Origin of the sequence: Embleya hyalina (assembly GCF_003967355.1) — a bacterium.
In the GTDB taxonomy this organism is placed as follows: domain Bacteria; phylum Actinomycetota; class Actinomycetes; order Streptomycetales; family Streptomycetaceae; genus Embleya; species Embleya hyalina.
This window is the reverse complement of record NZ_BIFH01000021.1, coordinates 200,399-225,781: the sequence shown is the minus strand read 5'-3', so window position 1 is coordinate 225,781 and position 25,383 is coordinate 200,399. Positions and strand designations below refer to the sequence as shown.

19 protein-coding genes are annotated in these 25,383 nt (G+C 75.3%); all 19 read right to left on the bottom strand.

Going from position 1 to position 25,383, the window contains the following annotated elements:
- Nucleotides 1-15: 15 nt before the first annotated feature.
- Nucleotides 16-1,986 (bottom strand): hypothetical protein, encoded by a 1,971-nt coding sequence (locus tag EMA17_RS21670; protein ID WP_126638734.1) that lies wholly within the window; start codon nt 1,984-1,986, stop codon nt 16-18.
- Nucleotides 1,983-3,938 carry a phage tail protein gene (locus EMA17_RS21665; protein ID WP_160161492.1) on the bottom strand — a complete coding sequence of 652 codons (1,956 nt, stop codon included), beginning with the start codon at nt 3,936-3,938 and terminating at the stop codon, nt 1,983-1,985. Before EMA17_RS21665 ends, EMA17_RS21670 begins: the two co-directional genes overlap by 4 nt.
- Complete coding sequence (locus EMA17_RS21660) at nt 3,935-4,903, bottom strand: hypothetical protein (protein ID WP_126638732.1); 969 nt, start codon at nt 4,901-4,903, stop codon at nt 3,935-3,937. Before EMA17_RS21660 ends, EMA17_RS21665 begins: the two co-directional genes overlap by 4 nt.
- A gap of 175 nt (nt 4,904-5,078) precedes the next feature.
- Nucleotides 5,079-5,990: a hypothetical protein gene (locus EMA17_RS21655; RefSeq protein WP_126638731.1), complete on the bottom strand. Its 912-nt coding sequence runs from the start codon at nt 5,988-5,990 to the stop codon at nt 5,079-5,081.
- Entirely contained in the window at nt 5,987-8,197 is a 2,211-nt protein-coding gene (locus EMA17_RS21650; RefSeq protein WP_126638730.1) for a baseplate J/gp47 family protein, read from the bottom strand. The genes EMA17_RS21655 and EMA17_RS21650 overlap by 4 nt, the downstream gene beginning before the upstream one ends.
- A 3-nt stretch (nt 8,198-8,200) precedes the next feature.
- Nucleotides 8,201-12,466, bottom strand: coding sequence for a baseplate J/gp47 family protein (locus tag EMA17_RS21645; protein WP_126638729.1), 4,266 nt, complete (start codon nt 12,464-12,466; stop codon nt 8,201-8,203).
- Entirely contained in the window at nt 12,463-12,915 is a 453-nt protein-coding gene (locus EMA17_RS21640; RefSeq protein ID WP_246126808.1) for a GPW/gp25 family protein, read from the bottom strand. The genes EMA17_RS21645 and EMA17_RS21640 overlap by 4 nt, the downstream gene beginning before the upstream one ends.
- A gap of 2 nt (nt 12,916-12,917) precedes the next feature.
- Nucleotides 12,918-13,196 (bottom strand): PAAR domain-containing protein, encoded by a 279-nt coding sequence (locus EMA17_RS21635; RefSeq protein WP_126638728.1) that lies wholly within the window; start codon nt 13,194-13,196, stop codon nt 12,918-12,920.
- A gap of 78 nt (nt 13,197-13,274) precedes the next feature.
- Entirely contained in the window at nt 13,275-13,928 is a 654-nt protein-coding gene (locus EMA17_RS21630; protein WP_126638727.1) for a phage baseplate assembly protein V, read from the bottom strand.
- A 106-nt stretch (nt 13,929-14,034) separates the two neighbouring features.
- Nucleotides 14,035-15,270: a phage late control D family protein gene (locus EMA17_RS21625; RefSeq protein WP_126638726.1), complete on the bottom strand. Its 1,236-nt coding sequence runs from the start codon at nt 15,268-15,270 to the stop codon at nt 14,035-14,037.
- Nucleotides 15,267-15,965, bottom strand: coding sequence for a CIS tube protein (locus EMA17_RS21620; protein ID WP_126638725.1), 699 nt, complete (start codon nt 15,963-15,965; stop codon nt 15,267-15,269). The genes EMA17_RS21625 and EMA17_RS21620 overlap by 4 nt, the downstream gene beginning before the upstream one ends.
- The gene (locus EMA17_RS21615) at nt 15,962-16,723 is read right to left on the bottom strand and encodes a hypothetical protein (RefSeq protein ID WP_126638724.1); all 762 of its coding nucleotides are present in this window, start codon (nt 16,721-16,723) and stop codon (nt 15,962-15,964) included. Before EMA17_RS21615 ends, EMA17_RS21620 begins: the two co-directional genes overlap by 4 nt.
- A gap of 116 nt (nt 16,724-16,839) precedes the next feature.
- Nucleotides 16,840-16,932, bottom strand: coding sequence for a hypothetical protein (locus tag EMA17_RS55995; RefSeq protein WP_371863030.1), 93 nt, complete (start codon nt 16,930-16,932; stop codon nt 16,840-16,842).
- Between the two features lie 50 nt (nt 16,933-16,982).
- The gene (locus EMA17_RS21610) at nt 16,983-17,375 is read right to left on the bottom strand and encodes a hypothetical protein (RefSeq protein ID WP_126638723.1); all 393 of its coding nucleotides are present in this window, start codon (nt 17,373-17,375) and stop codon (nt 16,983-16,985) included.
- 2 nt (nt 17,376-17,377) lie between these two features.
- Nucleotides 17,378-17,815 carry a phage tail protein gene (locus tag EMA17_RS21605; RefSeq protein ID WP_126638722.1) on the bottom strand — a complete coding sequence of 146 codons (438 nt, stop codon included), beginning with the start codon at nt 17,813-17,815 and terminating at the stop codon, nt 17,378-17,380.
- A 79-nt stretch (nt 17,816-17,894) separates the two neighbouring features.
- Entirely contained in the window at nt 17,895-19,862 is a 1,968-nt protein-coding gene (locus tag EMA17_RS21600; RefSeq protein ID WP_126638721.1) for a phage tail sheath subtilisin-like domain-containing protein, read from the bottom strand.
- 21 nt (nt 19,863-19,883) lie between these two features.
- On the bottom strand, nt 19,884-20,795 hold the full coding sequence (locus tag EMA17_RS21595) for a Pvc16 family protein (RefSeq protein ID WP_160161491.1): 912 nt from the start codon (nt 20,793-20,795) through the stop codon (nt 19,884-19,886).
- Nucleotides 20,792-23,284 carry an eCIS core domain-containing protein gene (locus EMA17_RS55390; RefSeq protein ID WP_126638719.1) on the bottom strand — a complete coding sequence of 831 codons (2,493 nt, stop codon included), beginning with the start codon at nt 23,282-23,284 and terminating at the stop codon, nt 20,792-20,794. Before EMA17_RS55390 ends, EMA17_RS21595 begins: the two co-directional genes overlap by 4 nt.
- Nucleotides 23,284-25,320: an AAA family ATPase gene (locus EMA17_RS21585; RefSeq protein ID WP_126638718.1), complete on the bottom strand. Its 2,037-nt coding sequence runs from the start codon at nt 25,318-25,320 to the stop codon at nt 23,284-23,286. The genes EMA17_RS55390 and EMA17_RS21585 overlap by 1 nt, the downstream gene beginning before the upstream one ends.
- Nucleotides 25,321-25,383 lie beyond the last annotated feature (63 nt).

Here is a 25,383-nt window from a genome sequence, read left to right as displayed (position 1 = left end):
TCACGGCCGCCGCGCTCATCCCGGCGCCACCGTGAACGCGATGTGCAGGAACCCGCCGGGGCTCCCGTCGAACAACCGCTCGCCGACCGTCGACCGGGCGCCGAGGGCGCCACCCGGCAGCGGTGGGAGCGGGTGCCGGTCGCCGGACCAGATCGAGAAGAGCGTGTGGTTGTCGAGCGCGGTGCCGAGGAAGTCCGCGTCCAGCGCCAGGGTCGGCGCGTCCGCGCCCCGCGGCGGCACCGGGACGGTGTGCGATGAACGCACCTGGAGCAGGAACCGCGTGTCCGGCTCCGCCGCGGTCGTCGGCCGCACGCCGGCCGGCTCGAACGTGTAGGTGATCGACTCGGCCGGTGCCGGCGACTCGCCCTCGGGTTCCGCGACGACACCGCCGCCCAGTTCGAGCCGTCGGAAGCCGGCGATCCGATCACCCTCGCGCACCGCCTGGAACAGCCGCACCCAGTCGCCGGGGTCGGCCAGGGCGGCGTCGGCGAGCGCCCGGTCCACGGTGAGTCGGATCCGCGGCCTGCGCGTGAAGTGCTCCCACTCCCGGCGCGACGCTCCGGCCGGGTCCAGGCGTACGCCACCCTCGGGCCACACCCGCAGCAGTCGGGGCGCGCGCTCCTCGTCCCGGAGGGTCGGCGGCGGGAACGGCGTGAACACGTGCATCTCGCCGCCCTGGGTGCCGTTGCCGGAGGGGAACGGCGGGACGGCGGTGAGCGGCGCCCGGTCGATCAGCGTGTTCAGGGTGGTGTCCTTGGGCGCGCCCGGGGTCAGCGTCCACAGCGTGTTGCGGTCGGCGGTGGTCAGGGCCGTGCCGACCAGGTCCGGGTCCAGCGCGAGTCCGTCCGGACCCTGCGCGCGCGGCGGACCGCCGAGCGCCACCCGGCTGCCGACCACGAACACCGTCGAGGTGAGCAGCCCCTCGCTCTGCAGGCCGACGGTGTACGCCACGCCCTCACCGCCGGCGGGCACCGTGACGTGGGTGAACGCGCCGCCGGCCCGGGTCAGGGTCAGCCGCCGGGCACCGAGGTGGTCCAGTTGCCACAGGCCCAGCCAGGCGTCGGGGGCGTCGAACGCGGCGTCCACGAGCGGCCGGTCGAAGGCGATCTCCAGGCGCTTCTCGGCGACGAACGCCCGCCAGGTGTCCGGGTTCGCCCCGGTGCCCACCTTGGGCCACAGCCCGGTGATCCGGGGCGGGGCGGTGGTGTCGGCGCAACACCTGTCCACCCGCGCGGCCAGGCACATCAGCAGGTCGAACAACACCCGGTTGGAGTACACGACCGGCCGCGCGGTGACCGCGTCCAGGTCCGGCGCGTCGGGCGGGTCGTACGTCACCGTCGCCAGCGCCAGGCACTCCTCGACGCACCCGCAGTCGTGTTCGACGGTGTCGGCGATCTCCTCCCGGCGGTCGAAGTGCGGGCCGGGCCGGGTCGGGAAGATCGCGGCGCACTGCGCGGCGGTCAGCCCGACCGGATCGGGTTCGCCGGCGGTGATCCGCAGGGAGAAGCGTTCCAGGGTCAGCGAGGGCACACACTCCTCGCGCACCTCGCAGTCCACCACGGGCATGCGCGCGTACTCGGCCCCGCACTCGTGCCGGCACAACCGCAGTACCACCGTGCCGGTCTCGATCGGGTCGCCCTTCGGGTCCCCCGCGCAGTCCGTGGGCTGGTTCGGGTGCTCGATCCGTACCTGGTCGTCGACCACGATCAGCCGGCCGCGGCCGTCCACCGCGACGCCGGGGAAGACGGTCAGCGCGCCGTCGGCGCCCAGTTCGACGTCGAGCCCGCACAACACGCCCGGGCCGAGGCCGAGTCGGGCCAGGGTGGCCGCCGTGCGCCGGTGGTAGGACTGTTCGATGTACCAGTGGCGGACGTCCATCGACTTGCCGGGATAGAACCGGTTTCGCACCGGCGGCGCCGGGGCCGCGTCCTCGCCGCCGCAGCCGCATCCCGTGTCCGACGCGTGGTTTCGACGGTCCTGACTCACGTGTGCTCAACCCCTTGCTGACGGACGGGGGTCGCACCGCGACCGCCCGGTGTGGGAAGCGTTGTGTCGAGGCGGGCCTCGACCGGGCCGCCGACGTGCGCGGCCGGCGACCCGGGCAGGCGTACGTCCGCGCCCGGCCCGGGAGCGGCGCCGGCGGTCCACTCGGGCGGCGGGCCCGCCACGAAGGTGTCGATGCCGATCTGTCCCGGAATCACGCCCGGGCGGGCCGGCCGTACCTGCGCGAACACGTGTGCCGGACGCTCCCGCTCGACCACGCGGGCGATCTCCGGCAGCGCGTCGGCCCGTTCCGGCGGGACGTGCACGCACACCCGGTGTGCGTAGGCCGCGTACAGCGGCAGCCCGCGATCGTGTGCCGGGACGAGGTCGGCGCCGTCGAGGACGGCGGTGCTGTCCAGGGCGGGCGGGCCGGGGTCGGCGATGCGGGTGCCGGTGTCCCGGCCGAGGCCGCCGGTGCCCAGGCGCCAGACCTGGGCGCTCAGCAGCGGTTCGACGACCCGGACGACGACCCCGGTCTCGCGCTCGACCGCCTCGATCAGGCCGGCGGGGGTGCCGCGTCGGCCATGCGCGGCGTACGCTCCGGCGACGTTCGCGCGGCGGGCCGCCTCGTCGGCGGCGGTGAGCGGTACCGCGTCGACCCAGCCGGCGAGCCGGTCCAGCCACGGGTCGTCGGGACGATCGGGGGCCGAGCCGGGGTCGAGCGACGCGGGCAGGTCGTCGAGGTCGCGTACCGACGCCGCGTGCGCCGACCCGAACAGGCCGAGCAGTCGGCCGAGCGTGCCGGAGCCGTCGTCGTCGCCCGTGTAGGCGGCGGGCAGCGCGTCGAGGAGGCCGCGGCCGAGGCGTTCCACCCGGATGTCGTCCACGCGCGGGGTGCCGCGGCCGTCGCCGAGCAGTTCGATCGTGATCCAGAGCCGGTCGCCGGGGTGGGCCGGGCCGGCGAGGACCCGTACGTCCACACCGTCCAGCGGCCCGGCCCGCCAGCGCCCCCGGGCGGTCGGCACCGGCGCGTCCTCGGCGTCGGCGTGCGTCGGGTCGGGCGGATCGGGGGTGCCTGCGGCGTCGGCCGCGAGCATCGTCCAGACCCGAACGTGGGTGCCCGCCGGCGCGGGTTCGGCGAGCACGACCCGCACCCGATCCCAGTGCTCGACCCCGACCGGCTCCCTCGGCGCGGGCACCACGGCGACGCCGCGCGCCCCGATCCGCCGAGGGCCGAGGCGGGCGATGCCACCGGGGCCGGCCACGAACACCCGCCCACAACGATCCACCGCGATCCCGGCCAGGTCCCCGGCGGCCAGGAGCACAACGTCACCGCCGTCGCCCGGAACGAACACCACCCCGGCCCCCGGCACCTGCCGTGCGCCACCCACCACCAACACCCCGTCGGCCACCCCCACCGCCGCGAGCCCGCCGACCCGCTCGCGGGCGGCCCGCAGCGCGGGGTCCTCGGCCGGCGGCGGATCGCTCCACGGCGCGAGATATTCACCGGTGTCGGCCCGAACGACCATGCCGACGGCACGACACTCCGCTCGGCGCGAGCCGTCGGGGGCACGGAGGTCGCCCCCCTGCGTCGCGTCGTCCAGCACCAGCAGTCGCCCACCGCCGAGCAGCCACAGGGCGCGCGGTTCGCGCAGTGCGGCCGGGTCGCCCGTCGCGACGTCGAGGCAGCCGAGGACGCATACCGTGTGGTCGCAGCCGTCCACCCGCAGGACGCGGCCGTGGCCCGGGTCGGTGACCAGGACCGTGCCGTCGGCGAGCACGACCGTGCCCAGCGGACCGCCCGCCGGGTCCAGGTCGACCACCGCGACCGGTTCGAGCGAGGCGGCGCCGGGGGCCAGCGTCAATCGCTCGCCGTCGGTGCGCACCCCCGCGAACCGCGCGCCGGGCCAGCGGCCGAGGGCATTGACCCAGCGATAGTCGCGCACGCCGCTCACGCCCCCTCCACCCCCATCCACGAGATGTGCCAGCCGAGTTCGCTCCGCACCAGGTCGGGCAGGGTGACATCGGCCAGGACCCGCGCCGGGTTCAGCGGCAGCGTCGTGGCGCCGCCGAGGACCCCGCCGATCCGGCCGGCGGGCAGCGGCACCACCACGGTCATCCGGCCCGGCTCCGGGGCGTCGACGTAGGGCGTACCGTCCAACACGCACGCCTGGCCGCCCGGCGCGCCGGCGGCGGTCAACTCCCGGTCGCCGTCGAGGCGGACCAGATACGCGGGGGTCTCACCGAACCCCGCGGCGCTCGTGTCCACCTGCGTGCGCAGCCCGATCACCACACCGGTGGCCGGATCCTCGACCCGCGACCACACCGTGCCGAAGGCACCCGTGGAGCCGGTGGCCACATACGGCGTCGGCAGCACCGGCAGGACCCGCCGCCCGGCCGGATCGGGCGGCGCGGTCAGCGCGCACCCGCGCACCGACACCGTCGCGAGCAGCACGTCCAGCCCGTCGCGCAGTTCGGCCGGCGTGCACCAGGCCGCGGTCGGCCCGTCCGCCAACCGCACCGCACCGACCGCCCCGCACTCGCCCGACCGGGTCCGCACCGCCGCCTCGTCGTCCTCGGTCCAGCGCAGCGTCAGGCAGAACACCACGGCGCCACCGTCCGGCCCGGCGGCGACGGCCGGTACGTCGACCTCCACCCCCTCGGCCAGGATCAGGTCCCGCCCGAGCGCGTCGAGCGCGTACCCGGCACCGACCGCCACCCGCTTGCCGCCCCGAGCACCGGTGACCTCCAACCCGAGCGCCACCCCCCAGCCGTGCAACACCCGGTTGTGCAACCACCGCCGCGAACGCTCCACCGCGACCAGGTCGTTCAACTCCGCCGCGGCGAGCACCTGCCGGGCGAAGAAGCTCGGCCGATGCGTCGACGGCAACGCCGCCCCACCCGTCGTCGGGCCCGTCATACGAACCTCCCCCTCGATCCGAGGCCCGGGCACACACCCGGACGAACACCCGCCCACACCCGGCGCGGCAACCGACACACCCCGCCCCACACGACCGAATCCACCCGCACCCGCCGGGCGAAGCGACTCGGTCGACGCGTCGACGGCGACGCCGCCCCACCCGTCGTCGGGCCCGTCATACGAACCTCCCTCTCGATCGGGGATCCGGGTGCTCGCCCGGTCGCACGTCGGCCCGGAGGCCGGGCAGGTTCAGGGGCGGGCGGGTGCACGGTGGTGGGCACGGGTCGGTCCGGGGCTCGGGGCGCGCCGGGACCGCCTCGGCGGCCAGCACCGCCGTCCACCCGAACGCCATCGGCACCGCGGACACCTTCGGCTGCTCGCTCGGCTCGCCGTCGTCCGGCAGCACGTGGCGCACGATGATCCGGAATCCCGCCGCGTCGACCGCCGAGACCTGCACGGTGGTGGCGCCCGCGGGGGCCGGCGGCGGTCCCTCGGCGGTGGCGAACACCTCCGGTACACCCGCGAACGGGCGGGCGAAGTCGATCCGGGCCGACCACTGCGTCCGCGACCCTTCGGCGGCCGTCCCACCCCGTGCCATCCGGCCCGCGACCACCACCGCCGGGCCGGGTCCGCGGGCGTTGCGCCGCGCGCCGTCGCCGACGTCCAGCGCCTGCGTGTCGGGGTGGTACACCGCGAGCGGCACATCCTCGGCGTCCGCCGGCACCCCGTCCGCCACCCAGCGCGCCCGGGCCCTGGGGCCGCCGCGTTCGGCCCGCAGCACCAGCGTCAGCGGCCCGGTCGCCGGCGCGGGCACGATCGACACCTCGTCGGCCCCGAGCACCAGCAACTCGCCGCGGCGGGTGTGCGCCACACCAGGCTCCACCAGCACCCGCCCGTCGCCGATGTTCCACACCGCCAGACCCACGCCGACACCCCACGTGCGATGCGCGGCCCGGGTGTGCCGGGCCAGGCTCGACACCTCGTTGCCCGTGAGGTCGCGCAGATCGGCGGCGGCCAGTCGCACGCCGGCCTCCTCGACCACCCGATCCGCGGACCCCGTGGACGCCGCGCCGCCACCGACCCTCATCGACCCGCCTCCGCCCGTACCGCGTGCACCGTGTGCGGCCCCGGCACGACCAACGCGGTCGGCGGTACGCACAACCCGCCGCACCCGGGCGGCCCGCCGTCGGCGCGCAGCGCGAGCGCGCTCACGTGGTCCACCCCGGGAACCTCGTCGATCACCCGCATCACCTCGCTGCGATACACGTCCCGCCCGAACGGCCATCCCGTACCGCGCGGCCCGCCGGTGACCGGGTGCAGGAAGGTGTCCAGCGCGGCCCGCACCGCCGCCGCGACCGCCGCCGGATCGGCGCCCGGGAACAGGACGACCGTCGTCTCGGCGCGCACCCGGACATAGCTCGGCCCGGTGACGAAGAACCGGGTGCCGACCGTTCGCAGCCCGGCCAGGTGCCGGCGGACCGCGCGCAGCAGGCCCGTGGTGGGTTCGGGGCGCTCGCGCGGCAGCGCCGGCACCACCACGACGGTCACGCAGCCCGCGGCGACCAGGCCCGGCAGGCGGGGGTCGGTCTCGGCGAAGGCGCGGGCCCGGGCGATCCGGGTGCCGGGGGTGTCCAGGGCGCACCGCTCGACGCCCGGCAGGGTGACCGCGCGTTCCGGCGCGGCCAGGCGTGGCACGGTCGCGCGAGGCAGGTCGTCGAGGGATCGGGCGTCGGCCGCGGTGAGCGCGTCGAGCAGGCGTTCGTGGGCCCACAGCGCCCGTTCCGCGCGGGCCGCGGCGGCGGCGGTGTCCTCGGCGTCGGTGCCGCCCGCCGCGGCGCCGACGAGGGCGGCGGTCAGCGCGCCGGGGGCGGGCGGGCCACCGAGCAGGACCCGGGTGCGGGCGTCGTCGGCGACGGCCACGGGTGCGGGCGGCGCGAGTACGCCGCCTCGGGCCCCGGCGGTGCCCCGGTAGCCGGCGAGCACCGTACGGCCCGCTTCGGGCACCCGTCCCGCGCGGCCGTCGCCGAAGGTCAACGTGCCGGTGCGGGCGTCGAACACGGCGGACAGGTCGGTCCGGCCCGCCGCGTCCGAATCCGGAACCAAGCGCACCGCCTCCACACCGCCCGCCGGATCGGCCAACCACACCCGGGGCGCCTCGGCCGGCGCGCCGCCGGGCAGCGCGAAGACCTGCTCCGGCGCGCCGTCCCCGACGCCGACCGCGACGAGTTCGACCACGAGCCGCCCGGGTGCCGTCGCGCTCGGCGCGATCCAGCGCAGCACCCGCACGGTCGGCGCGGCCGGATCGCCGGTGCGCACCGTGCGTACCGTCCGCGCGTCGTCCACGGTGATCGTCAACGCGGTGAGGGCCCCCTCCACCGGAGCCCCCGCTCCGCCGACCACCACTCCCGGCGCGACGTCGTAGGCGCCGACCGCCGTACTCGCCTGCGTCGCCTCGACCGCGTCCGCGACCACCCGGCGCAGCCGCGGCGCCGCGTCGTGCCGGCCTCGCGCGAGGCGGCAGCGCAGCCAGGCCCGGGCCCCGGCCGCGCCCAGCGGCTCGACGGGCAGTCCGCCGGGCCCGATCCGCAGGCGCACGGCGGCGGATCGGGTCAGCGCGCGGGTGTGGTCGTCGACCTCGGCCGGCGCCACCCAGGCGCCGCCGGAGCGCACCTCCCAGACGGTCCGCGCGCTGTGATGCGGCTCGGAGTCGAGGTCGTCGGTGCCGTCGGCGTCCACCCACAGGGTCAGCGCGGTGCCCTCGGGCAGCGGACGGTCCAGGCCGAGCAGCAGTGCGGCGCCGACGTGCGGGTCCGGGCCGAGGGCGTCCACGGTGGTGCCGGCGAGCAGGGTGGGGGTGTGATCGGTCCAATTGGACTCTTCGTCGGTGCCCGCCACCACCGCCGCCGCCACCGTGGCGCCGGTCAGCGGTACTGCCGCCACGGTCTCCAGGCCGAGCGGCGCGTCCGCCCCGTGGGCGACGAAGCCGAGACCGGCGGGCAGTTCGGCCGGTGCGCCGGGCCCGGGGCGAATCGACAACACCACGCGCGCGGCGCTCGGCGCGGCCGGTCGTACGCCGAGCAGCGCGAGCAGCTTGCGGCGATGCCGGTCGGTCACCCTGGAGACCCGGTAGACGTCGGTGTCCACCAGCCACGCCAGCATCTCGATCACCGCGATGCCGGGATCCGAGTGGTTGTGGTCGGTCCACCGCGGACTCTCCAGCGGCAACAACGCCCGCGCCTCGGCGACGAGGTCGGGCCATCGCCTGGTGTCGGGATTCGGCGGGAACAGGGGCATGGTTCAGTACTCCCTTCCGGGACCCGCGGACCGGCCGGCCGGCCCGGCCAACCGCACCGCGAGCGGACCCGCGCACACCACCGCGTCCGGATCGACCGGAACCACGTCCCCGGCCGGCACACCGCCCACGGTCAGCTCCAACGAGGTCACCACGTCCACCCCCGGTACCGCCTCCAGCCGCCGCGCCAGATCGGACAGGTACACGCCGCGCCCGAACGGCCACCCGGTCCCGCCCGGCCCGCCGTCCAGCGGATGCAGGAACAGCGCCAGGTCGGCGAGCACCGCGCCCCTGACCGGCCCCGCGTCGCCGGCCCGCGTCGGCCGCACCGTCGCGGCCACACCGACCGGGAAATAGCGGGCCCCCTCGACCACCAGACGTGCCGCCGCCGGCATCCGCGCACCCACCGCGTCCCGGACCCGCCGCGACAACTCCCCCGTCGGCTCCGGCCGGGGTGTCCCGTCGCGCGGCACCACCACGAGCCGGACCACGCCCGGAAGCACCCGCCCGTGTCGATCCCGGGCGCCCAGCGCGCGGGCCGCCGCGATCGCCGGCACCGTCTCCCGGGCCAGCGCGGCCACGTCCGCCTCGGTCAGCGCGAGCCGCCGATGCCGCAGCAGCGCCGGTCCGCGACGCAGCACGTCGGGGAATCGCTCCGCGTCCGTACCGCCGCTCGCGCCACGGGGATTGGCCACCCCGCCGACCGCGACCGCGCTGATCGCCTGGGTGATCGCGCCGGCCGGTACGTTCCCGACCACGCCGCCGCCGGAGCGGTAGCTGCGCAGCCGCACGTTGTCCGCGCCCACCGGCGGCACCCGGCCGTGGCCGTCGCCGCCGAACAGCAGGCGTCCGGTGGCGTGGTCGCACACGTACACCCGGTCGGCCGGCCCGGCCAGGCCGAGCGAGGGCAGTTCGTCCCAGCGCACCCACACCTCGGTGGTCCGGCCGGTGCGCGGGTCACTCACCAGGCGCAGCGCGCCCGCCGCTCGCTCGCCCAACTCCCGTTGCAGCAGCGGCAGATCGACGGCGGCCCGGTCGCCGTCCAGCTCGCGTACCTCGACCACGGCGCCGTCCAGGACCGGGATCCGCAGGGCCTGGAAGACCTGTCCGGCGCTGCCGTCGGCCGAGCCGAGCAGTTCGTCGGTGACCGTCTGCACCTGCCGCACCCGCGCGCCGCCCGGGACCAGCGCGGTGAGCGTCGCCTGCGGCGGGTCGGCCTCGGCCGGGAAGCGGGCCCGGATCCAGGTGCGGGGGGTGCCGAATCGGGCCGGTGGCGCGTCGCGGAGTTCGCCGCCGGCGAAGGCGCGGGTGAGCCGGTCGCGCACGGTCAGCGTCTCGCCGTCGGCGGCGGCCGCGGTCACCGGTTCGCCGCCGCGCAGGTCGGTGAGCAACAGCCGGTCGCCGGGGGCGAATCGGGCCGCGGCACCGCGCCCGAGCAGGGTCACCGTGTGGTCGGCGGCGCCCGCGACGGGGGCGCCGGGCGCACCGGAGGTGCCGGGCCACAGCAGGCCGATCACGCCGGTGCGGGTCAGCCCCTCCGTACCGTCGTCGGTGGCCAGCGTCACCCACGCGGTGCCGTCGTAGCCCTCCCAGGTGGGCCGCACCGGTACCGCGTCGGGGTCCTCGTCGGCGGGTTCGACGTAGAGCCCGAGGCGGTCGGCGGGCAGTTCGCCGTCGAAGCCGAGGTAGAGGCTCGGGGCCGTCTCGGCCATCGGTCGAAACGGCGTGGCGCCGGGTCCGGGGAAGGCGAGGCCGGCGGTCAGGTCGGCGAGCGTGTGGTCGTCGAGCGCGAGCGTGTGGGCCGGGTCGTCCGGTCCGGCGAGGTGGCGGTAGAACACCTCGAACCGGTCCAGGATCGGCGGGCGCGGCTCCACCACGGGCAGGAAGTTGAGCACGCCGGACTTGTCGGTCCAGCTGACCTGCCGCAGGAACGAGAAGCTGCCGCGTTCCAACCTCGCGCGCAACCAGCGGCGTTCGTCGCCGGTGACGCTCGCGCTCGCCCAGTCGTCGGGCACGGTGAAGTGCAGTGCCCCCGAACGTTGCAGGGCGAGTACGGCGGGGGCGCCGGCGGCGCCGATCGCCCGCCAGCGGGTGCCGTCGAAGTATTCCCAGGTCACCTCGGGGGCGGTGAGCTGATTGGGGGTCTGCGCGCCGGCGACGGCCTTGAGCAGGTCCTCGGGGGCCAGGTTCTCCAGGTCGGTGGCGATCGTGCGGGCCGTTTGCACCTGGGTGTCGACGGCCGCCTTCGCCGTGCCGATCCGGGCGGTCACGTCGGCGACGAAGGCGACGGGGTCGGCGGCGAGGAAGGAAGGCAGCGGCGTGTCCGCGAGGTAGGGCGTGGGCGTGGCCAGCACGGTGCCGAGTACGCCCGCCAACGGCCCGTGTGCGGCGACCACTTGGGCATCGGTACCGCCGGCCAGGGCCTGGGCGAGGGCGGCCCGCGGTGCGGCCAACGCGCTTGCCCCGGCGGACAGTTGCGCCGCCACGTCGGCGGTGGCCAGGAGCAGCGCGGCACTGGCGCGCGGAGCGCCGCCGAGGGCGGTCAGCGCGGCGGCGAGGTCGGGGCCGGGGTCGGTCGCGGTCTGCGCGGCCTTGACGTGGTCGCGGGCGCTGCCGACGCCCGCGAACAGGCCGGGTTCGGTCTGCGCGGCGGTGCCGAGCGCGGTGAGCGCGTCGCGGATGTGTGTCTTGACCCCGGTGTACCAGCCGACCGGGTCCTCGCCGGACAGCGGCGAGACGACGGCCCGGCCGAGGTCGCCGGTGACGGCGGTGAGCGCGGCCAGTCTGGTCGCCACGGCGCGGATGTCGGCGACGGTCTTGTCCCGGAATTCCTTGGCGTTCTGGACGCCGCCGGTCAGTTCGCCGGTGCGCTGGTCGGCCTCCTCCGCCGCGGTGCGCGGTCGGCCGACCACCACGGTCACCCGGGCGCCGGGTTTGCCGAAGGCCGCGTCGCACGCGACGTGGAACGCGCTGCCGCGCACCGGAGCCGGGCCCAGCGGGGTGAACGCCCGGGTGAGATCGACGGCTTGCGCGTCGGCGACCGCCTTGTCCGGGGCCAGTCCCGCGCGCAGGGTCAGGTCCAGGTGCAGCGGTGTGTCCAGGGCGAGCGACGCGGTGAGGTCGTCGGGGTCGTCGAGCGGGAAGTAGTCGACGCCCGGTTTCGGGGCGGCGGTGCCGGCGGTGAAGGTGTCGGCGGCGGTCGGCGGCACGGTGACGCCGAACCGTACGGTGTGGCCCTCGTGCCCACCCGCCACGGCGAGCGGCGTGCCGGGCTGCCCGGCCACGTCCTCCTTGACCCCGGCGGTGGTGTCCGCGACATGCAGCGTCACCGTCGGCGGCGCGGTCGTCCCGTACGGCGCGCGCACGGTCACCGTGGTCCCGGCGCCCGTCGCGGGACTCGCGAACAGCGCGATCCGGGCATGCGTGCTCTCCGCGGCGAGCCGGATGTGCGCGAACTCGGGTACCACGAAGCCGGGTCGCGCCGAGAGTGTGGAGTCGAGTCGGGCCCGGATCCAGTAGCCGTCGATCCCGTCGACCGTCGTGGTCACGGCCGTCGCGCAGGGGGCGACGAGCCGCACCGTGCCCGAGCGGGTCAGTCCGGCGGTACCGTCGCGGGAGGCGTCGTCGCCGTCGCCCCAGGGCGCGAACGGCCGCCAGTCGGCGCCGTCCCACCAGGCCCAGCCGACCCGCAGCGCGGTCGACGCGGGGCGGGCGAGGGCGATCGCCACCTCGACGACGGCGCGTCCCGCGAACGCGAGCAGCGTGCCGTGCGCCAGGTACAACTCCCGTACCGCGGGCCGCAGTCCGGTGAACAGCGTGACCGGGCGGCGGGCCAGTACGTCGGCGGAGTGGTCGGCGGCGGCGTCCGCGCCCGGGTCCACGCTCCAGACCTCGACCAGCGGCGCGCCGGCCAGGGCCACCGTCTCCTGGGTCTCGAAGACGAGCGGCGCGTCCTGTCCGGGCACGGTGGCGCCGAGCCGCGAGCCGGCGGTGACCCGGGCGTCGGGCACGCCCGGCAGCGGTTGCAGCAGCACCGTGGTGTCGGCACCCTGCGCGGGCAGCAGGGAGACCCCCACCATGTCCAGGAGCGCGGCGAGTTGCCGGTCGGGCAGCGCGAGGAGTCGCTCCTCCAGCGCGGCCAGCAACGCCCCGAGCCCGTGCGCCACCCCGAGCGACGGCCCGCCCGGCGTCGGATGCCAATCGGGCACCCACCCGTTCCGCACGGCCAGCAGAGCCGCCACCACCTCGCCCCGCCCACGCGACGAGCTCATCCGGCGGCCCCTTCGTGCAGGTGGAACGGATAGACGAGGTTGTAGAAGGTGTTGGTGGCGCGGATCCGGTAGTCGATGCTCACGTCGAGGCGTCCCGCCGCGCGGTCGGTCACCGACACCTCGACGCCGAGCACGTCGATCCGCGGTTCCCAGGCGATCAGGCCCTGTTCCACCCGCAACCGCACCACGGCGGCGGTGGCCGCGGTGACCGGTTCGAACAGCAGGTCCTCCAGGCCCGCGCCGAAGTCGGGGCGCATCACACGTTCGCCACGCCTGGTGCCCAGGATCAGCAGCACCGACTGGCGGACCTTCTCCGGCCCGGACGTCTGCGCCGCCTCGCCGAGCGGATCCAGGTGCGCGGGCGCGGCCCAGCCCCGCCCCAGCACGGCGGCGTCGTCGGGGGTGCGCCGCGCGGGATCCGGATTCAGCGGAGCGCTCGGTTCGGCCACCGTCAGCCTCCGATCAGCACGGTCGGCGCGCCGGCCACCACGGGCGCACCGCAGCCGGCGAGATCGCCCTGCCGCAGCGCGCCGCGACCGCCGACGAGCACCGTCGCGGAGCCCTTGGTGAACGGCGACGGCGGGTGCGCGGCCGGCGGCGGGAACGCGCACGCGTGCATGTCGCCCTGGACGGCGGCGGGCAGGCCGCCGATCAGCACGGTGGCCACGCCGGGTCCCGCGACCATGCCGGGGTGACCGGTGGGGTCGGTGACACGCGCTGCTGCGGGCACGGCTGCCTCCTCGGGTGTGGTGGGTCGGGGTGCGTTCGGATCCGACGGCGCGCGCACGCGCGGGCCCGGTCCGGCGAGTCAGTTGATCTTCACGAGCGCGCCCTGGATGCTGCATGTGGCGGCGGCCCGGACGTCCGCCCGAGTCGCGTTCGCCGTCAGGCCGTTGCCGGCCTTGACGCTCACATCCAGGCCGGTCACCTCCACCGAGCGGGTGCCGGTGATGCTCACCGCGCCGGACGCGCTCAGCGAGATCTTCGCCGCGCCGCCCGCCACCGACAGGGTGATCCCGTCCGCGGCGATCTCGATCGAGTGGCCCAGGGTGTGGGTCAGCGTGAGCTTCTGCACCAGGTCGTCGATGGCGATCTCGTGGCCCACGGGGGTGCGGATCATGCGCTTGGTGATCGAGTCGGTGGGCAGCGCCGCGGGCGGGCGCGAGGTCATCGTCCAGAGTCCGCCGAGCACGTACGGCTCGCGCACGTCGCCGTTGCGGAACGCGACCAGGACCTCGTCGTCGGGCTGCGGCATGAACCACACGCCCGACCCGTCACCCGCCACCGTCGCGCACACCCGCGCCCACGGCTCGACACCCGGCAGCCACGCGTACCGGATCTGCACCCGCCCGGCCCCGGTCAGGTCGAGGTTGTCCACCACGGTCGCGGGCGCCACGCCGGTCACCCGGGGGCTGTCCGACTCGTGGATGTCGTCGAGGGCGTCGAAAAGCGGTTCGAACATGCCGGTCCTCCCGGGAGGTCGAGCGGTCGGAACATCGGGCCGGTCCGCGCACGGCGCGGCCGGTCGTCGGTGACGGATCGGGTCTGCGGCAAGTCGCGTCACCCACCTACGAGTTCGGCGCGGGCAGCGACAACAGCCCGCCCTGCACGCGGACCGCGCCCTGTGCGGCGGGCGGGATGCCGCCGAACCAGATCTCCTTGCGCAGGTCGAAGGAGGTGCGGTAGCCGCCGCCGTCGAGGGTGTGCTGGGCCGAGACCACTCGCCACAGGCCGCCGAACGTCTCCCCCACGCCTTCGATCCGCAATACCCGACCCGCCGTGATCCGCGGGTCGCCCACACACGAACCGCTCGCGGTGGTACGCCGGTTCAGCCGGGGCAGCAGCTTGGACACGATCAGTCGCGGTGCGGTGGCGATGGTCACCGGTTCGTCCACGAGCAACACCTCGCGCGCGGGCCCGCCCCGACCCTCCGGCCCCCGGAATCCGGGAACCACCTCGATGGTCAGCGCCCGGCGGTCCCAGTCGTAGCCGACCGCGATGGTCAGTTCCAGGCCGACCTCCGACCGCCAAACCCGCACCGAGACCCGCCCCACCTGGCCGACGGTGCTGATCCGGGGGTTGAACTCGATCAGCGAACTCCCGTACCGCAGGCTCACGTCGGGCGACAGATACGCGGCGGGCGACATCAGCCGCAGCACGAATCCCGACGGTTCGCTGTCGTGCTCGACGATCAACTCCCACGCGTTCTCCGCGGCGATCTTCCGCAGGAAGTCGAGCGTGGTCTCCGAGTGTTGCCGCCGCACCACCCGCTGCCGCATGCTCGGGTCCTCGACCGAGGCCACCACGTCGACCACGCCCAGGGCGGCGGAAAGGAACGCGCCCAGCGGGTCGAGCAGCGGGATCATCCCGTGTTCGACCGCGAGCAGCGGGGCGACCACCGGGTCCGGCAGCGGCAGCACGCCGAGTTTGGGCACCGGCACCCCGAACCAGCGTGCGGGCGAGGCGGCGGCGAGCCGGGTCCGACGGTCCTGCGCGATCACCCGCAACATCGGGATGCCGTCGGCGGGGAACGTCGCCTCGCTGCCCACCACTTCGCCGGTGAACAACCGGCGCGGCTCGTCCGGCGCGTAGCCCAGGGCGATGCTCACCTCGGTGTCGAGCCCGAACAGCGGATCGTCCAGCCAACGCAGCGCCTCGTTGGCGAGCGAGACCTCCAGGCGGTCCGCGTCGCCCATGCCCGTCTGGCAGGTGACCCCGGTGACCGAGCCGCGCACCGCCGCCGGCGCGGGCCGCCCGGCGAACCGCAGCCGCATCTCCGGTGCGTAGTACGGGAATACGGTCATGCCGGCACCTCCGGCGGCGGCGCGTCGAAGACCTCGTCGGTACCCCGGTCCCGGTACGGCAGGCGCGGGATGTGCAGCGTGTCGCCGACGGCCAATACGCGCGGGTCGTCCAGCCCGTTGTACAGCGCGATCGGCCGCCACGCGGAGGCGGACCCGTACTCGCGCCAGGCGATCAGTTGCAACGTCTCGCCGGCCACGACCGTATGCGCCTTGGTGTAGTCGGAGGTCTGCCGCTTGACCTCCTTCGCCTCCATGTCCACGTTGCGGAACTCGCTGAAGGTGACGCTCAGTCGGGCCCGCACCGGGGTGCCGTCCGGCTTGAACATCACGAACTTCTGCGCGACCCGGGTCAGTACGCAGGTGAAGGTCAGACTCGACCAGGCGAACACCAGCGGCGGCGGGGCGTGCAGCGTGGGGTCGATGTTCATCAGGTCGACGACGCGCCGCACCAGGATCCGCACGTCGCTGCCCGCGCCCGCCTGGTCGTTCGCCTCCAGGGAGTCGAGGAACAGTTCCATCTCCAGGGTCTGCGCGTTGCCGTGCACGAACTGCACGATCGGCGCGGACAGTCCGGGCACCGGGAGTTGGGCGTAGGTGGTCTGCCGGTCGACCGTGTAGTCCTCCGGGTTGAACAACACGCGGGTGACCTTGCCGGTGACGGAATCGGTGATCGTCGCACGTTCCATGACCGTCATCGGCTCCACCCCCGACGCTCCTGGCGGGCGAGCACCCGGCGATCGATCTCCCGCACCACGCCGTCCACCAGGCGCGGCAGATCCGCGGAGGTGAGCGCGGGCGCGGCCGGGGCGGCGCGATCCGGCCGCGCGGCCCGGTCCCGGGCGATCGGATCGGCCGAATACCCGGGCGCGGCGGCCGGGGCGGGCTCGGGTCGGGCGGGGGCGGCGAACGTCAACACGCTCCGGGGCCGTGCGTAGGGCGCCGCCCCGGGCGTGGTGGGTCCCGCGCCGCGCGACGTCGGGGTCGGCCGGCCGCCCGGCTCCTCGATCCGCCGACCGTGCCCGGCCCCCCGCTCGTACAACCGGCGTGTCGCACGCGCCCGTTCGACCACCCCGCCCCCGGCGGACCCGGTACGCAACACCGGTACCGGCGGCCCGCCGACCACCCCGGACCCGGCCACCCCACCCGCGTCGACCCGCTCGACCCGCGTGAGCGCCACCATCGGCGGCAGGCTCACCCGCACATCGAGCCGCACGTGCGCACACCGCCGAACGTCCGCGACCCGCACGGGAATCTCCCGCGCCTTCGGGGGCCTCGGCGCACGCGGCGCCACCCGCAGCACGAACGCGGCCCCGGACACGCGCCCCTCGACCCGCTTGGCCCGGTCCCGCGCGGCGCCCGGCTCGACCCGGGCACGAACGGCGGCAAGCATCGAGGAGGCCGCCGCCCGAACCGGCCACCCCGCCGACGGCGGACGCGCTCCCGTGACGATCACGGTCGAACTCCCTTCCCGATACCCACGTTCACGACCGGTGCTCCGATGCGCCCGGTGCTCGTACGCACATCCACGCCCGCCGCGCGGGCTCGCGCTCCGCGCTCCCCCATCCGACGTCAACCGCCGCCCGCCGCCTCGTTGAGGCGCTGGTTGATCGCCGACACCCGCTCCACCCATCGGCGACGCTCGGCGTGGTCGAGGTCCATCAGTTCGGCGTGCGACCAGTGCAGGTGGTAGGCGACGAAGGCGATCTCCTCCCTCAGCCGATCGACCGGATATCCGCGGATCCCCCCAGGCGCTCGTGGCCCGGACGGACCTCCTCGCCGCAGTTCGGACAGGACCCCTCGGTCGCCGAGTCCGGCTCGTCCACGCTGTTGATCCGGTTGTACAGGTCCTGGAGGTGGGCCAGATCGGCGGCGAACAGCGTCTCGATCGTGCGCGGGGTGACCGTCTCGACCGCGCCCACCCTGGTGACCACCCGGCTGAGCAGGATCACCGACAGATAGGCCGGGTTGCGCTGCACGCGCGGGTCGGCGAGCGGCAGGATCTCGTCGGCGGCGGTGGCCAGCCGCATCGTGCCGTCGCGGTGCAACGTGCCGTCGTCGCCGAGGAGTCCGACCGGGAGGGTGAAGTCGTGTTCGATCCGCAACATGGTCACTGCACCCGCTCCAGGCCCTCGTGGACCAGTTCCAGGGTCTCGATCGCGATGTCGTTGGACTCGGCGGTGAGTGGCGGGGCGGTGTACTTGGTGGGCCAGGCGCGGACGAAGTTCCAGCGCGAGGTGACCACGCCGCGCCGGTCCAGGAGCAGCACCGCGCCGTTCTTGCGGACGATGTCGCCCTCGACGATCTGCCGGTGCCAGTCGTACAGTTCGGTGTCGGTGGTCATGCCCCACTTGAGCATGATATTGGCGAATTTGGCCTGACCGGGGAACTTGTAGGGGGTGATGTTCCAGCCGCCCTCGCGGTGCTCCACCACGTCCACCGTCGCGTCGAGGCCGCTCACCTCGTGGAAGCCGACGCGGATGATCCCGTCGAGTTCGACCTTGAAGTTGAAATTGACAAAGGGGTCCTGGATATCGCCCGTGCTCACGGCGCCCTCCACTGCCTGTCGTTGCCCTGTCGTGCCGGTCGGTGTTCGTACCGGTCGGTGTCGCGCCGCCGGGCGCCCGCTACTGCTCGCTGACCTCCGCGCCGCCGTCCCAGATGCCGATCCGGACCACGATGAACTCGGCCGGGTAGACCGGCTGTACGCCGATCTCGATGTGGAGCAGCCCGAGTTTGCGGGTGCTCGGCGGATTGAGCGCCTCGTCGATGCGGACGAAGAAGGCGTCCTTGGCCTTGGCGCCGAACAGCGCGCCGTCGCGCCAGACCCGGGTGAGGAATTCGGTGAGGGTGTGCTTGAGCTTGCCCCACAGTTCGAGGTCGTTCGGCTCGAACACCGCTCCGCGCAGCCCGAGTTGGATCGACTCCTCCAGGTAGAGGAACAACCGTCGCACGTTCACGTACTGCCAATTGCGATCTCCCGCGGTGGTGCGCGCACCCCACACCACCGGCGATCCGCGTCCGGGCAGGATGCGCAGCGCGTTGACCCCGTCGGGGTTGAGCAGGCCCTGATCCGCGTCGCTCAGCCGCCGTTCCAGGCCCAGCGCGCCCGCGATGCCGACGTTGGCCGGGGCCTTGTGGACGCCGCGGGTGGCGTCGGTGTGCGCGTAGATCCCGGCCAGGTGGCCGGACGGCGGGTGCACGACCACCGCCTGCTTGGCGGGGTCGCGGAGTTGGATCCACGGGTAGTAGAGCGCCGCGAATCCCTTGTCCAACGCGCCGGTGAGGTCGGCGCGTTGGGCCTTGACCGTGACCACGTCCACGCCGGGCAGGCTGTCCAGGATCGCGAAGCGGTCGTACAACGACTCGCAGTGCTCGACGATCGCCCGCTGTGCGCCGGTGTCGGTGCAGCCCGGCGCGAGTACGAGGCTGATCTCGTCGATCGGGCGGAGCAGGTTCAGGTGCTGGGGCATCTTGTTCGCCACGTCGGCCCAGGAGCCGGCGGGCACGTCGGCCACGGCGCCGGCGAGGGCGTACGTCCCGGCCCTGGGGCGTGGATCGCCCGCCGGGATCGGCGCGTCGGCCGCGATCACGATCCGCAGGTAGTCGCTCGTCACCGCGGGCCCGCCCCACCAGCGCGGATGCGACGGGGTGGTGGACAGTCCCGGATACCCGACGGCCCGGCCGTTGCGGTCGGTGACGGTGAGGTCGAACTCGGCGGTGGCCACCCGCGTCGGCGCGGTGAGCCGGTACGCCTTGGCGAGCGGCTTGCGCAGGGTGATCGCGTCGTTGGAGACCGCCGCGACGATGCCCCACTCGGTGTTGGTGCCGTCGGAGATCCGCACGGAGGAGCCGACCGGGACCAGCGGGCGCAGCGCGATCGCGGCGGGCACGGTCAGCCGCAACACGGTGTCCCCGGCGGCGAGATCGTCACCGGTCACGGTGCCGCCGGCGAAGTCGACCGTGCCCGACAGGCCGCTCGCCAGCACGACCGTGTCCGGCGCCTGGACCGACGTCACCCGCGACGTCTGCCGATCGGTGCCCTTGGCCACCACCACCCGATCGCCCACCGCCAGGCCGTCGACCGCGTTCACGGTGAGCACGCGCCGGGTGGCGTCGACGGCGGTGATGCTCGCGCTGCCCCGGACCACGGGCAGGTCGGTACCGGCGCCGGCCGCGGTCAACGCGGCGGCCAGCGCGCTGGAGTCGGCGATCCGCACGGAACCGCCCTCGCCGTCGGGCCCGTCGAGACGGGCCACCACCCGGGCCGCGGCCGGCGCCCCCGTCGCCCGCGCCGGCAGGTCGATCCCGGCCGGTGTCGCGGTGCCCACGCGCAGCACGAAGCACTGGGTGCCGCCGTTGCGGAAGAAGCCGTCCACGGCGAGCGGCAGATAGTAGGGCACGTCGCCGCCGTCGACGGGCGGGCCGAACAGCGCGGTGAACGCGTCCGGGCTGGTCACCAGGGTGGGTTCGGCGATCGGCCCCTGCGCGCTGATGCCGATGAACGCCGCGACGCTGGTCGACACGCCCTGGATGGGCGCGGCGGGCTCGGTCTCTTCGATGTAGACGCCGGGGTACGAGACCTGCACGGCCATGGCGGACGTCCTCTCAGGTGATCAGGTGAAGCGCAGTTCGATCAGCGCGTCGGGGGAACCGGGGACCTGGACGGGGGTGGGCGCGGGTGGCGGCAGTCCGGCGGCGGTGACCAGCGCGGTGTAGGCGCCGGGCCGCACGTCGACCACCACGAAGCGCCCGTCGGCGCCGCTGCGGGCACGGACCGCCTCGCCGCCCGCCGCGTCGAGCAGCACGACCCGGGCGTCGGCCACCGGCACCGGCGGCATCCCCGGGCCGGCCGTGGCGTCGAGCACCAGTCCGCCCACGTCGGCCAGTTGCTCGACGGGCCCGTCGGGCGGCGTGCCCTGGTAGGAGGTGAGCACGGTGTGCACCACGCCGTCGATCCGCCGGTCCGCCTCCGGGACCGGCATGGTGACGATCAGGTACACGGCGGGGTGCCACGAGGTGGCCCGGCCGACCGTGCCCCAGAACTCGGCGAGTTTGCCGAACCCTTCCGGCGGCACCACCTCGACGGGCAGTTCCGCCTCGCGCAACACCTCGGGTACAGAGGCCAGTTGATCGGGGGTCAGCACGGCGGAGGCGACCAGCGGGTCGGCGTGCAGGAGCACGGCCAGGATCGCGCCGAGCACCATGTGTTCCTGCTCGGTCGCGGGCATCTGCGGGCTGTCCTTGGCCGCGTTCCACGCGGTGATCAGGTAGTGGCAGCGAATCCGCGCCGGCTCGGGCCGCTCCACGGTGACCGCGCCGGTGGTGATCCGCCGCCGGATGTTCTGCCGCATGTGCCGGTCCTCGCGCAGATCGACCAGCGCGCAGTTGACCCAGACGCCCTGGCTCGCGCCCACCCGCTGCCGCCAGTCGTCGTCGGGTGGCTGGAAACCGATCCGGGCACCGGTCAGACCGGGCACGCCGGCGATCAGCGTCTCGCGGATGATCAGGTCGAGGATGTCGATCACCGCGCACCGCCGGAGCCGAGCGGAAACCAGATGCCTTCGGGTGGTCCGCCGGGCCACCAGTAGTTGATCCGCCCGCCGCTGCGCAGGGCCGCCGCCTGCATGGCGGCCCGGCAGGATCCGCACGGGTCGTACTGGCCGGTGATGTACATCCGCTGACCGGCCGTCAGCGGGACCCGCGTCACCGCCTTGGCCTCGGTGTGACTGTCCTGGTTGGCCCGGTTCAGGCCGCGTGCCGCACGCTGTTCGGGGGTGACGCCGCCGCTGCGCAGGGACTCGTTGTGCACGACGCTCCCGTCGGGGTCGAGCACGCGGACCGTGGCCTCGTGCGGCGGGCGGAAGTCGCTCGCGTCGATCCTGGCGAGTTCGTCCTTCTGCTGCCGCGCCCGGCGGCGGTCCCGGACCTGCGCGGCCACCGGGTCGTCGCTCAACGCGCCGAGCACGTGGTCGGGTTGGCCCTCGTACAGATCGCGCAGCCGGTCCACGGCGGACGGGTCCTTCCGCGCCTCCGCCCGCAGCGCTTTGGCCCGGGCGCGAACGTCCTTGACCAGTTGCCGCCTCTCCCGTCGGGTCGGCTCGACCGGGGTGCCCTCGGTCCGTCCGGCCTCGGCGGAGCCGCTGCCGGCGGCGGTCTTGCGCTCCGCCGCGGTCTTCTCCGGGGTCGCCTTCCGCGCGGCGGCTTTCTTCCCGGCCGGCTTCCGTGCGGGTGCCTTTCGTGCGGGCGCCTTGCGGCCGGGGGTCTTGGCTGCCGGGGCCTTTGTCGTGGCCTTCGCGCCTGTCGGCTTCGCGGCGCTCGTCGTCGCCTCCGCAGGTGCGGCCGTGCCGGGCGCGGGCTCGATCGGAGCCGGTCCGGTGGTCGACGGGGCGGGTTTCGGGTCCGCCGACGCGGTCTTGGGCCTGCCCGGCGATTTCCTGCCGGGCGCCTTCGCGCCGCCGGATACGCCGCCCGATTTCCCACCGGACTTCCCGGCCGGCTTCGGCGCCGCCGCCGGCGCGGCGGCGGGCGGCGCGGGTGTCGCCGGGCCGGCCGTGGTCGCCCCGGCCGGTGCCGTCCCGGCACCGGCGTGCGCGGGCGCCGGCGGCGGGCCGGCATGCGCGTCGGCGGCCGGCTGCGGCTGCCTCACGGGCGGCCCGGCATGCTCGCGGCCGGCGCCGCCTTCCGTACCGCCCCCGCCCGGTGCCTTCGAGCGTCGGTAGCCGGCGGCGTGCAGCAGGATCTGGTGCATCACCGCGATCAGCGCCCGCACCACGTCCTTGAGGTCCTGTTCGAGCACCGCGTCGCGGTCCGGGCCGTGCGCGCCCTTCCAGTCCACCCACAACTTCCGCACGGCCGGAGCGGTCGACAGCGTGGCCAGCGCCGCGTCGAGCAGCAACGCCGCCAATCGTTTGCCCGCCGACGACGCGGCCAGTCCGGCCACGTTGAGCACGGCGCCGACGACCTGGAGCCAGAACCGCGAATCGGACGGCCAGCCCTCCGGATTGGCGTTGATCGCGTTCAGGATCGCCTCGACCGAACTCGCCACGCCCAACACCTTGAGCGCGAGGAGCACCTCCTCTCCTCCGGTGTAGGCGAGGATGGTCTTCACCCCGAGCTGCACGGCGATCTGGGTCAGCTCGCGGTCGCTGAACAGACTGCCGTCGTCGGGCGCGTGGCCGCCGCTGACCCGGTCGAAGTACGCCTCGGTCAGGTCGCCCGCCTTCGTGACCCCCGGCGAGAGCGCGGGTACGCCGGTGTACGGGTCGACCAGCCCCGCCGCCTTGGCCCGGTCACGCACGGCGTCCAGGACGAACCCGCCGGAGGCCCCCTCGTACCACGCCTGGACCACCGTCGTCTGGTCGCCCGACAGCCCGAGCAGCGAGGCCGCCTTGCGCACGCCGAGGCGACCCGCGTCGTGTGCTCCGTAGCCGAGGCCGATCAGGGTGTCCACGGCGCCGGTGACCTCCAGCGCGACGCCCTCGGTGGCGCCCAAGGCGACCATCGCCGCGGCGCGGTTCTCCCGCAGTTCGGCGCGTTCGGCCTCCTCTTCCGCCTCGTTCTTCGGCGCCCGGGACACGCCCGGCGCGGTGCCGCCCGCGACCGGGGCGGACAGGCCGGCGGCGGCTCGGGCGCCCGCCGTGTGCGCGGCGCCTTCGGCCGCGGTGCCCGAGGGGTGCACGCCGCGCGGCCCCGGCCGCGGGCCGCCGCGGCGCTGCTGCACCACATGCGCGAGTTCGTGGCCGATCAGCGCCCGGCCCGCGGTCGAGTGCGGGTCGTAGCGCCCGGGGCCGAACACGACGTGCCGGCCGACCGCGTACGCCTTCGCGTCGAGGTGCTCGGCCGACGCCGCCGCGTCGGCGTCGGTGTGCACGACCACGTCGCCCAGGGACGTGCCGAACGAGCGCTCCATCGAGCCGCGCAGCGCGGCGTCCAGCGGCCGGGCCCGTTCGGCGCGCGCCTCCAACTCGGCCGGCAGGTGCGAAGCGGTGTCCCCCGCCTTCGTCGGCGCCGCCATCACCGCGCCCCGATCGTGGCGGGGGCCTGCGGGGACGGGCCGATCTTGTCGTATTCGCGCTCCATCGCCCGGAGCACCACCGCCCGGTCCACCGCGCGCCCCTCGGCGGCGGCCAGGTGCGCCGCCGCGACCGCGACGTTGTGGATGTGGCCGCCGGAGAGCGGGTAGTGCTCGGCCAGTTCGGCCGGGTCGACGTCCACGTCCCGGGGCAGCGCCGCCGGCCAGGCGCCCTGCCAGATCCGCCGCCGCTCGGCGGCCTCCGGGAACGGGAAGTGCACGCAGTAGGTCAGCCGGCGGATGAACGCGTCGTCCATGTGGTGCAGGAGGTTGGTGGCCAGTACCGCGAGCCCGTCGTGGTCCTCCAACCGCTGGAGCAGGTAGGCCACTTCGAGGTTGGCGTAGCGATCGCGCGCGTCGTGCACCTCGCTGCGCTTGCCGAACAGCGCGTCGCACTCGTCGAACAGCAGCACGGCGTCGGTGCGCGCGGCGGCGGTGAACACGGCGTCCAGGTTCTGTTCGGTCTCGCCGATGTACTTGGACACCACCGACGCCAGGTCCACCCGGTAGAGCGGCAGCCCGAGCCGGCCCGCGACCAGGCGCGCGGCGAGCGTCTTGCCGGTGCCGCTGGGTCCGGCGAACAGCACCGACACACCGCGGCCCAGGCCGGGCCGGTCGGCGAAGCCGGGGGCGTCGAGCACCGTGCGGTGGGCGCTCAGATGGGCGCATACGTCGCGCAGCCGCGCGCCGACGTCGTCGGGGACGATCAGCGCGGACCAGTCGTCGGAGGTGCCCAACCGGGTGGCGAGTCGGCCCAGTTCGCCGCCGGTGATCCGGGCCGCGACGTCGGCGACCTCGGTCGCGGTGGTGCGCAGCGGCGCGCCGGGCTCGGCTCGACCGCGGGCCCGGGCGGCGACCGCGTCCAGGGTGTGCCGCAACTCCGGCCCGGCCAGGTGGGTCCAGCCGGCCAGCGGGTCGGCGCCCGGCGTGCTCGCGACCTCGACGCCGTGCGCGGCCAGGGCGGTGGCCAGGCCGCCGGGCACGCCGACCGCGCGGCGGACCGACAGCGCGGCCACCCGCTCGGCCGGCACGTCGGGCCCGGTGGGCGCGAGGGTGTCGGGGCCGCCGACCACGACGGCGTAGGTGAACCGGTCCCACACCGCGTCGGGCGGGCCGCCGGTGTGCGTGTCCACCACGAGTACGGCCTCGCGCAGCAGCGCCTCGGCGGCCAGGCCGGGCAGCAGGGCCGGATCGGCGAGCGCTTCGGGCCGCACGGTCAGCACCCGCCGGCCGGCCCGCGCCACGCTCCACCACGCGACGTCCAGGCAGGTCGCGGCGGGCGCGCCGGACAGGTGGGTGAGCGAGGGCGCGTCGCCGACCAGCCGGGCGACCAGCGCTTCGGCGGCGATCGGGTCGGGCGCCTCGACCGGCGTGTAGGCGTCCACCGTCGCGAACGGCGCGAGCGCGTCGTCGAGTCGGCTGATCGCGAACAACCGGCGCAGCAGCACCGCCGAGGGCCGCACGGCGCCCGCGTAGGAGGGTCCGGGGCGCCCGCCGACCGGTTCCACCAGCCCGCACCGGAGCAGCGGACCGGCGGCGGACAGCCGTACCGCGACCGCCGCCCGGTCCTCCCCGGTCTCGCAGCACAGCCGGGCGAGCAGGTCGAGCGTCGGGTACGGCTGCCCGGAGTCGCGTTGCAGCCAGGCGATCGCCCGGCCGTACGCCGGGTCGAGTTCGGGGGCGAGGATCAGCGCGAGCGCGGCGAGGTCGAACGGGTCGAAGCCGCGCCGGGCCAGCGGCAGCGCCAGGTGGGCGGGCAGCGGCGGGCCGGTGATCAGCACCGGCGCCGGCCGTGGCGCGCCCGCCAGCGCCGCGCGCACCTCGCCGTGGGAGGGGTACAGGCGTTCCAACGAACTCTCGCCCGATTCCGGCCCGTTGGCCTGCACCGCCCGGGCCAGCACGTCCGCGATCCACCGCTCCAGGTCGGAGAGGTCGGGGAACACGGGTGCGCTCGAACCGATCGAGCCGGCAACAGCCATGTCGCGATCGTTGATCATCGGCCCGAAGCGCGTCATCCACCCGCCGGGTCGATCTTCGCCGAG

Excerpts from the sequence above, each read along its gene's own strand:
- EMA17_RS21660 (WP_126638732.1), bottom strand. The coding sequence starts at position 4,903 with ATGACGGGCCCGACGACGGGTGGGGCGGCGTTGCCGTCGACGCATCGG.
- EMA17_RS21625 (WP_126638726.1), bottom strand. The coding sequence starts at position 15,270 with ATGACCGTATTCCCGTACTACGCACCGGAGATGCGGCTGCGGTTCGCC.
- EMA17_RS21630 (WP_126638727.1), bottom strand. The coding sequence starts at position 13,928 with ATGTTCGAACCGCTTTTCGACGCCCTCGACGACATCCACGAGTCGGAC.
- EMA17_RS21585 (WP_126638718.1), bottom strand. The coding sequence starts at position 25,320 with ATGGCTGTTGCCGGCTCGATCGGTTCGAGCGCACCCGTGTTCCCCGAC.
- EMA17_RS21645 (WP_126638729.1), bottom strand. The coding sequence starts at position 12,466 with ATGAGCTCGTCGCGTGGGCGGGGCGAGGTGGTGGCGGCTCTGCTGGCC.
- EMA17_RS21610 (WP_126638723.1), bottom strand. The coding sequence starts at position 17,375 with ATGTTGCGGATCGAACACGACTTCACCCTCCCGGTCGGACTCCTCGGC.
- EMA17_RS21650 (WP_126638730.1), bottom strand. The coding sequence starts at position 8,197 with ATGCCCCTGTTCCCGCCGAATCCCGACACCAGGCGATGGCCCGACCTC.
- EMA17_RS21655 (WP_126638731.1), bottom strand. The coding sequence starts at position 5,990 with ATGAGGGTCGGTGGCGGCGCGGCGTCCACGGGGTCCGCGGATCGGGTG.
- EMA17_RS21620 (WP_126638725.1), bottom strand. The coding sequence starts at position 15,965 with ATGACGGTCATGGAACGTGCGACGATCACCGATTCCGTCACCGGCAAG.
- EMA17_RS21600 (WP_126638721.1), bottom strand. The coding sequence starts at position 19,862 with ATGGCCGTGCAGGTCTCGTACCCCGGCGTCTACATCGAAGAGACCGAG.
- EMA17_RS55390 (WP_126638719.1), bottom strand. The coding sequence starts at position 23,284 with ATGGCGGCGCCGACGAAGGCGGGGGACACCGCTTCGCACCTGCCGGCC.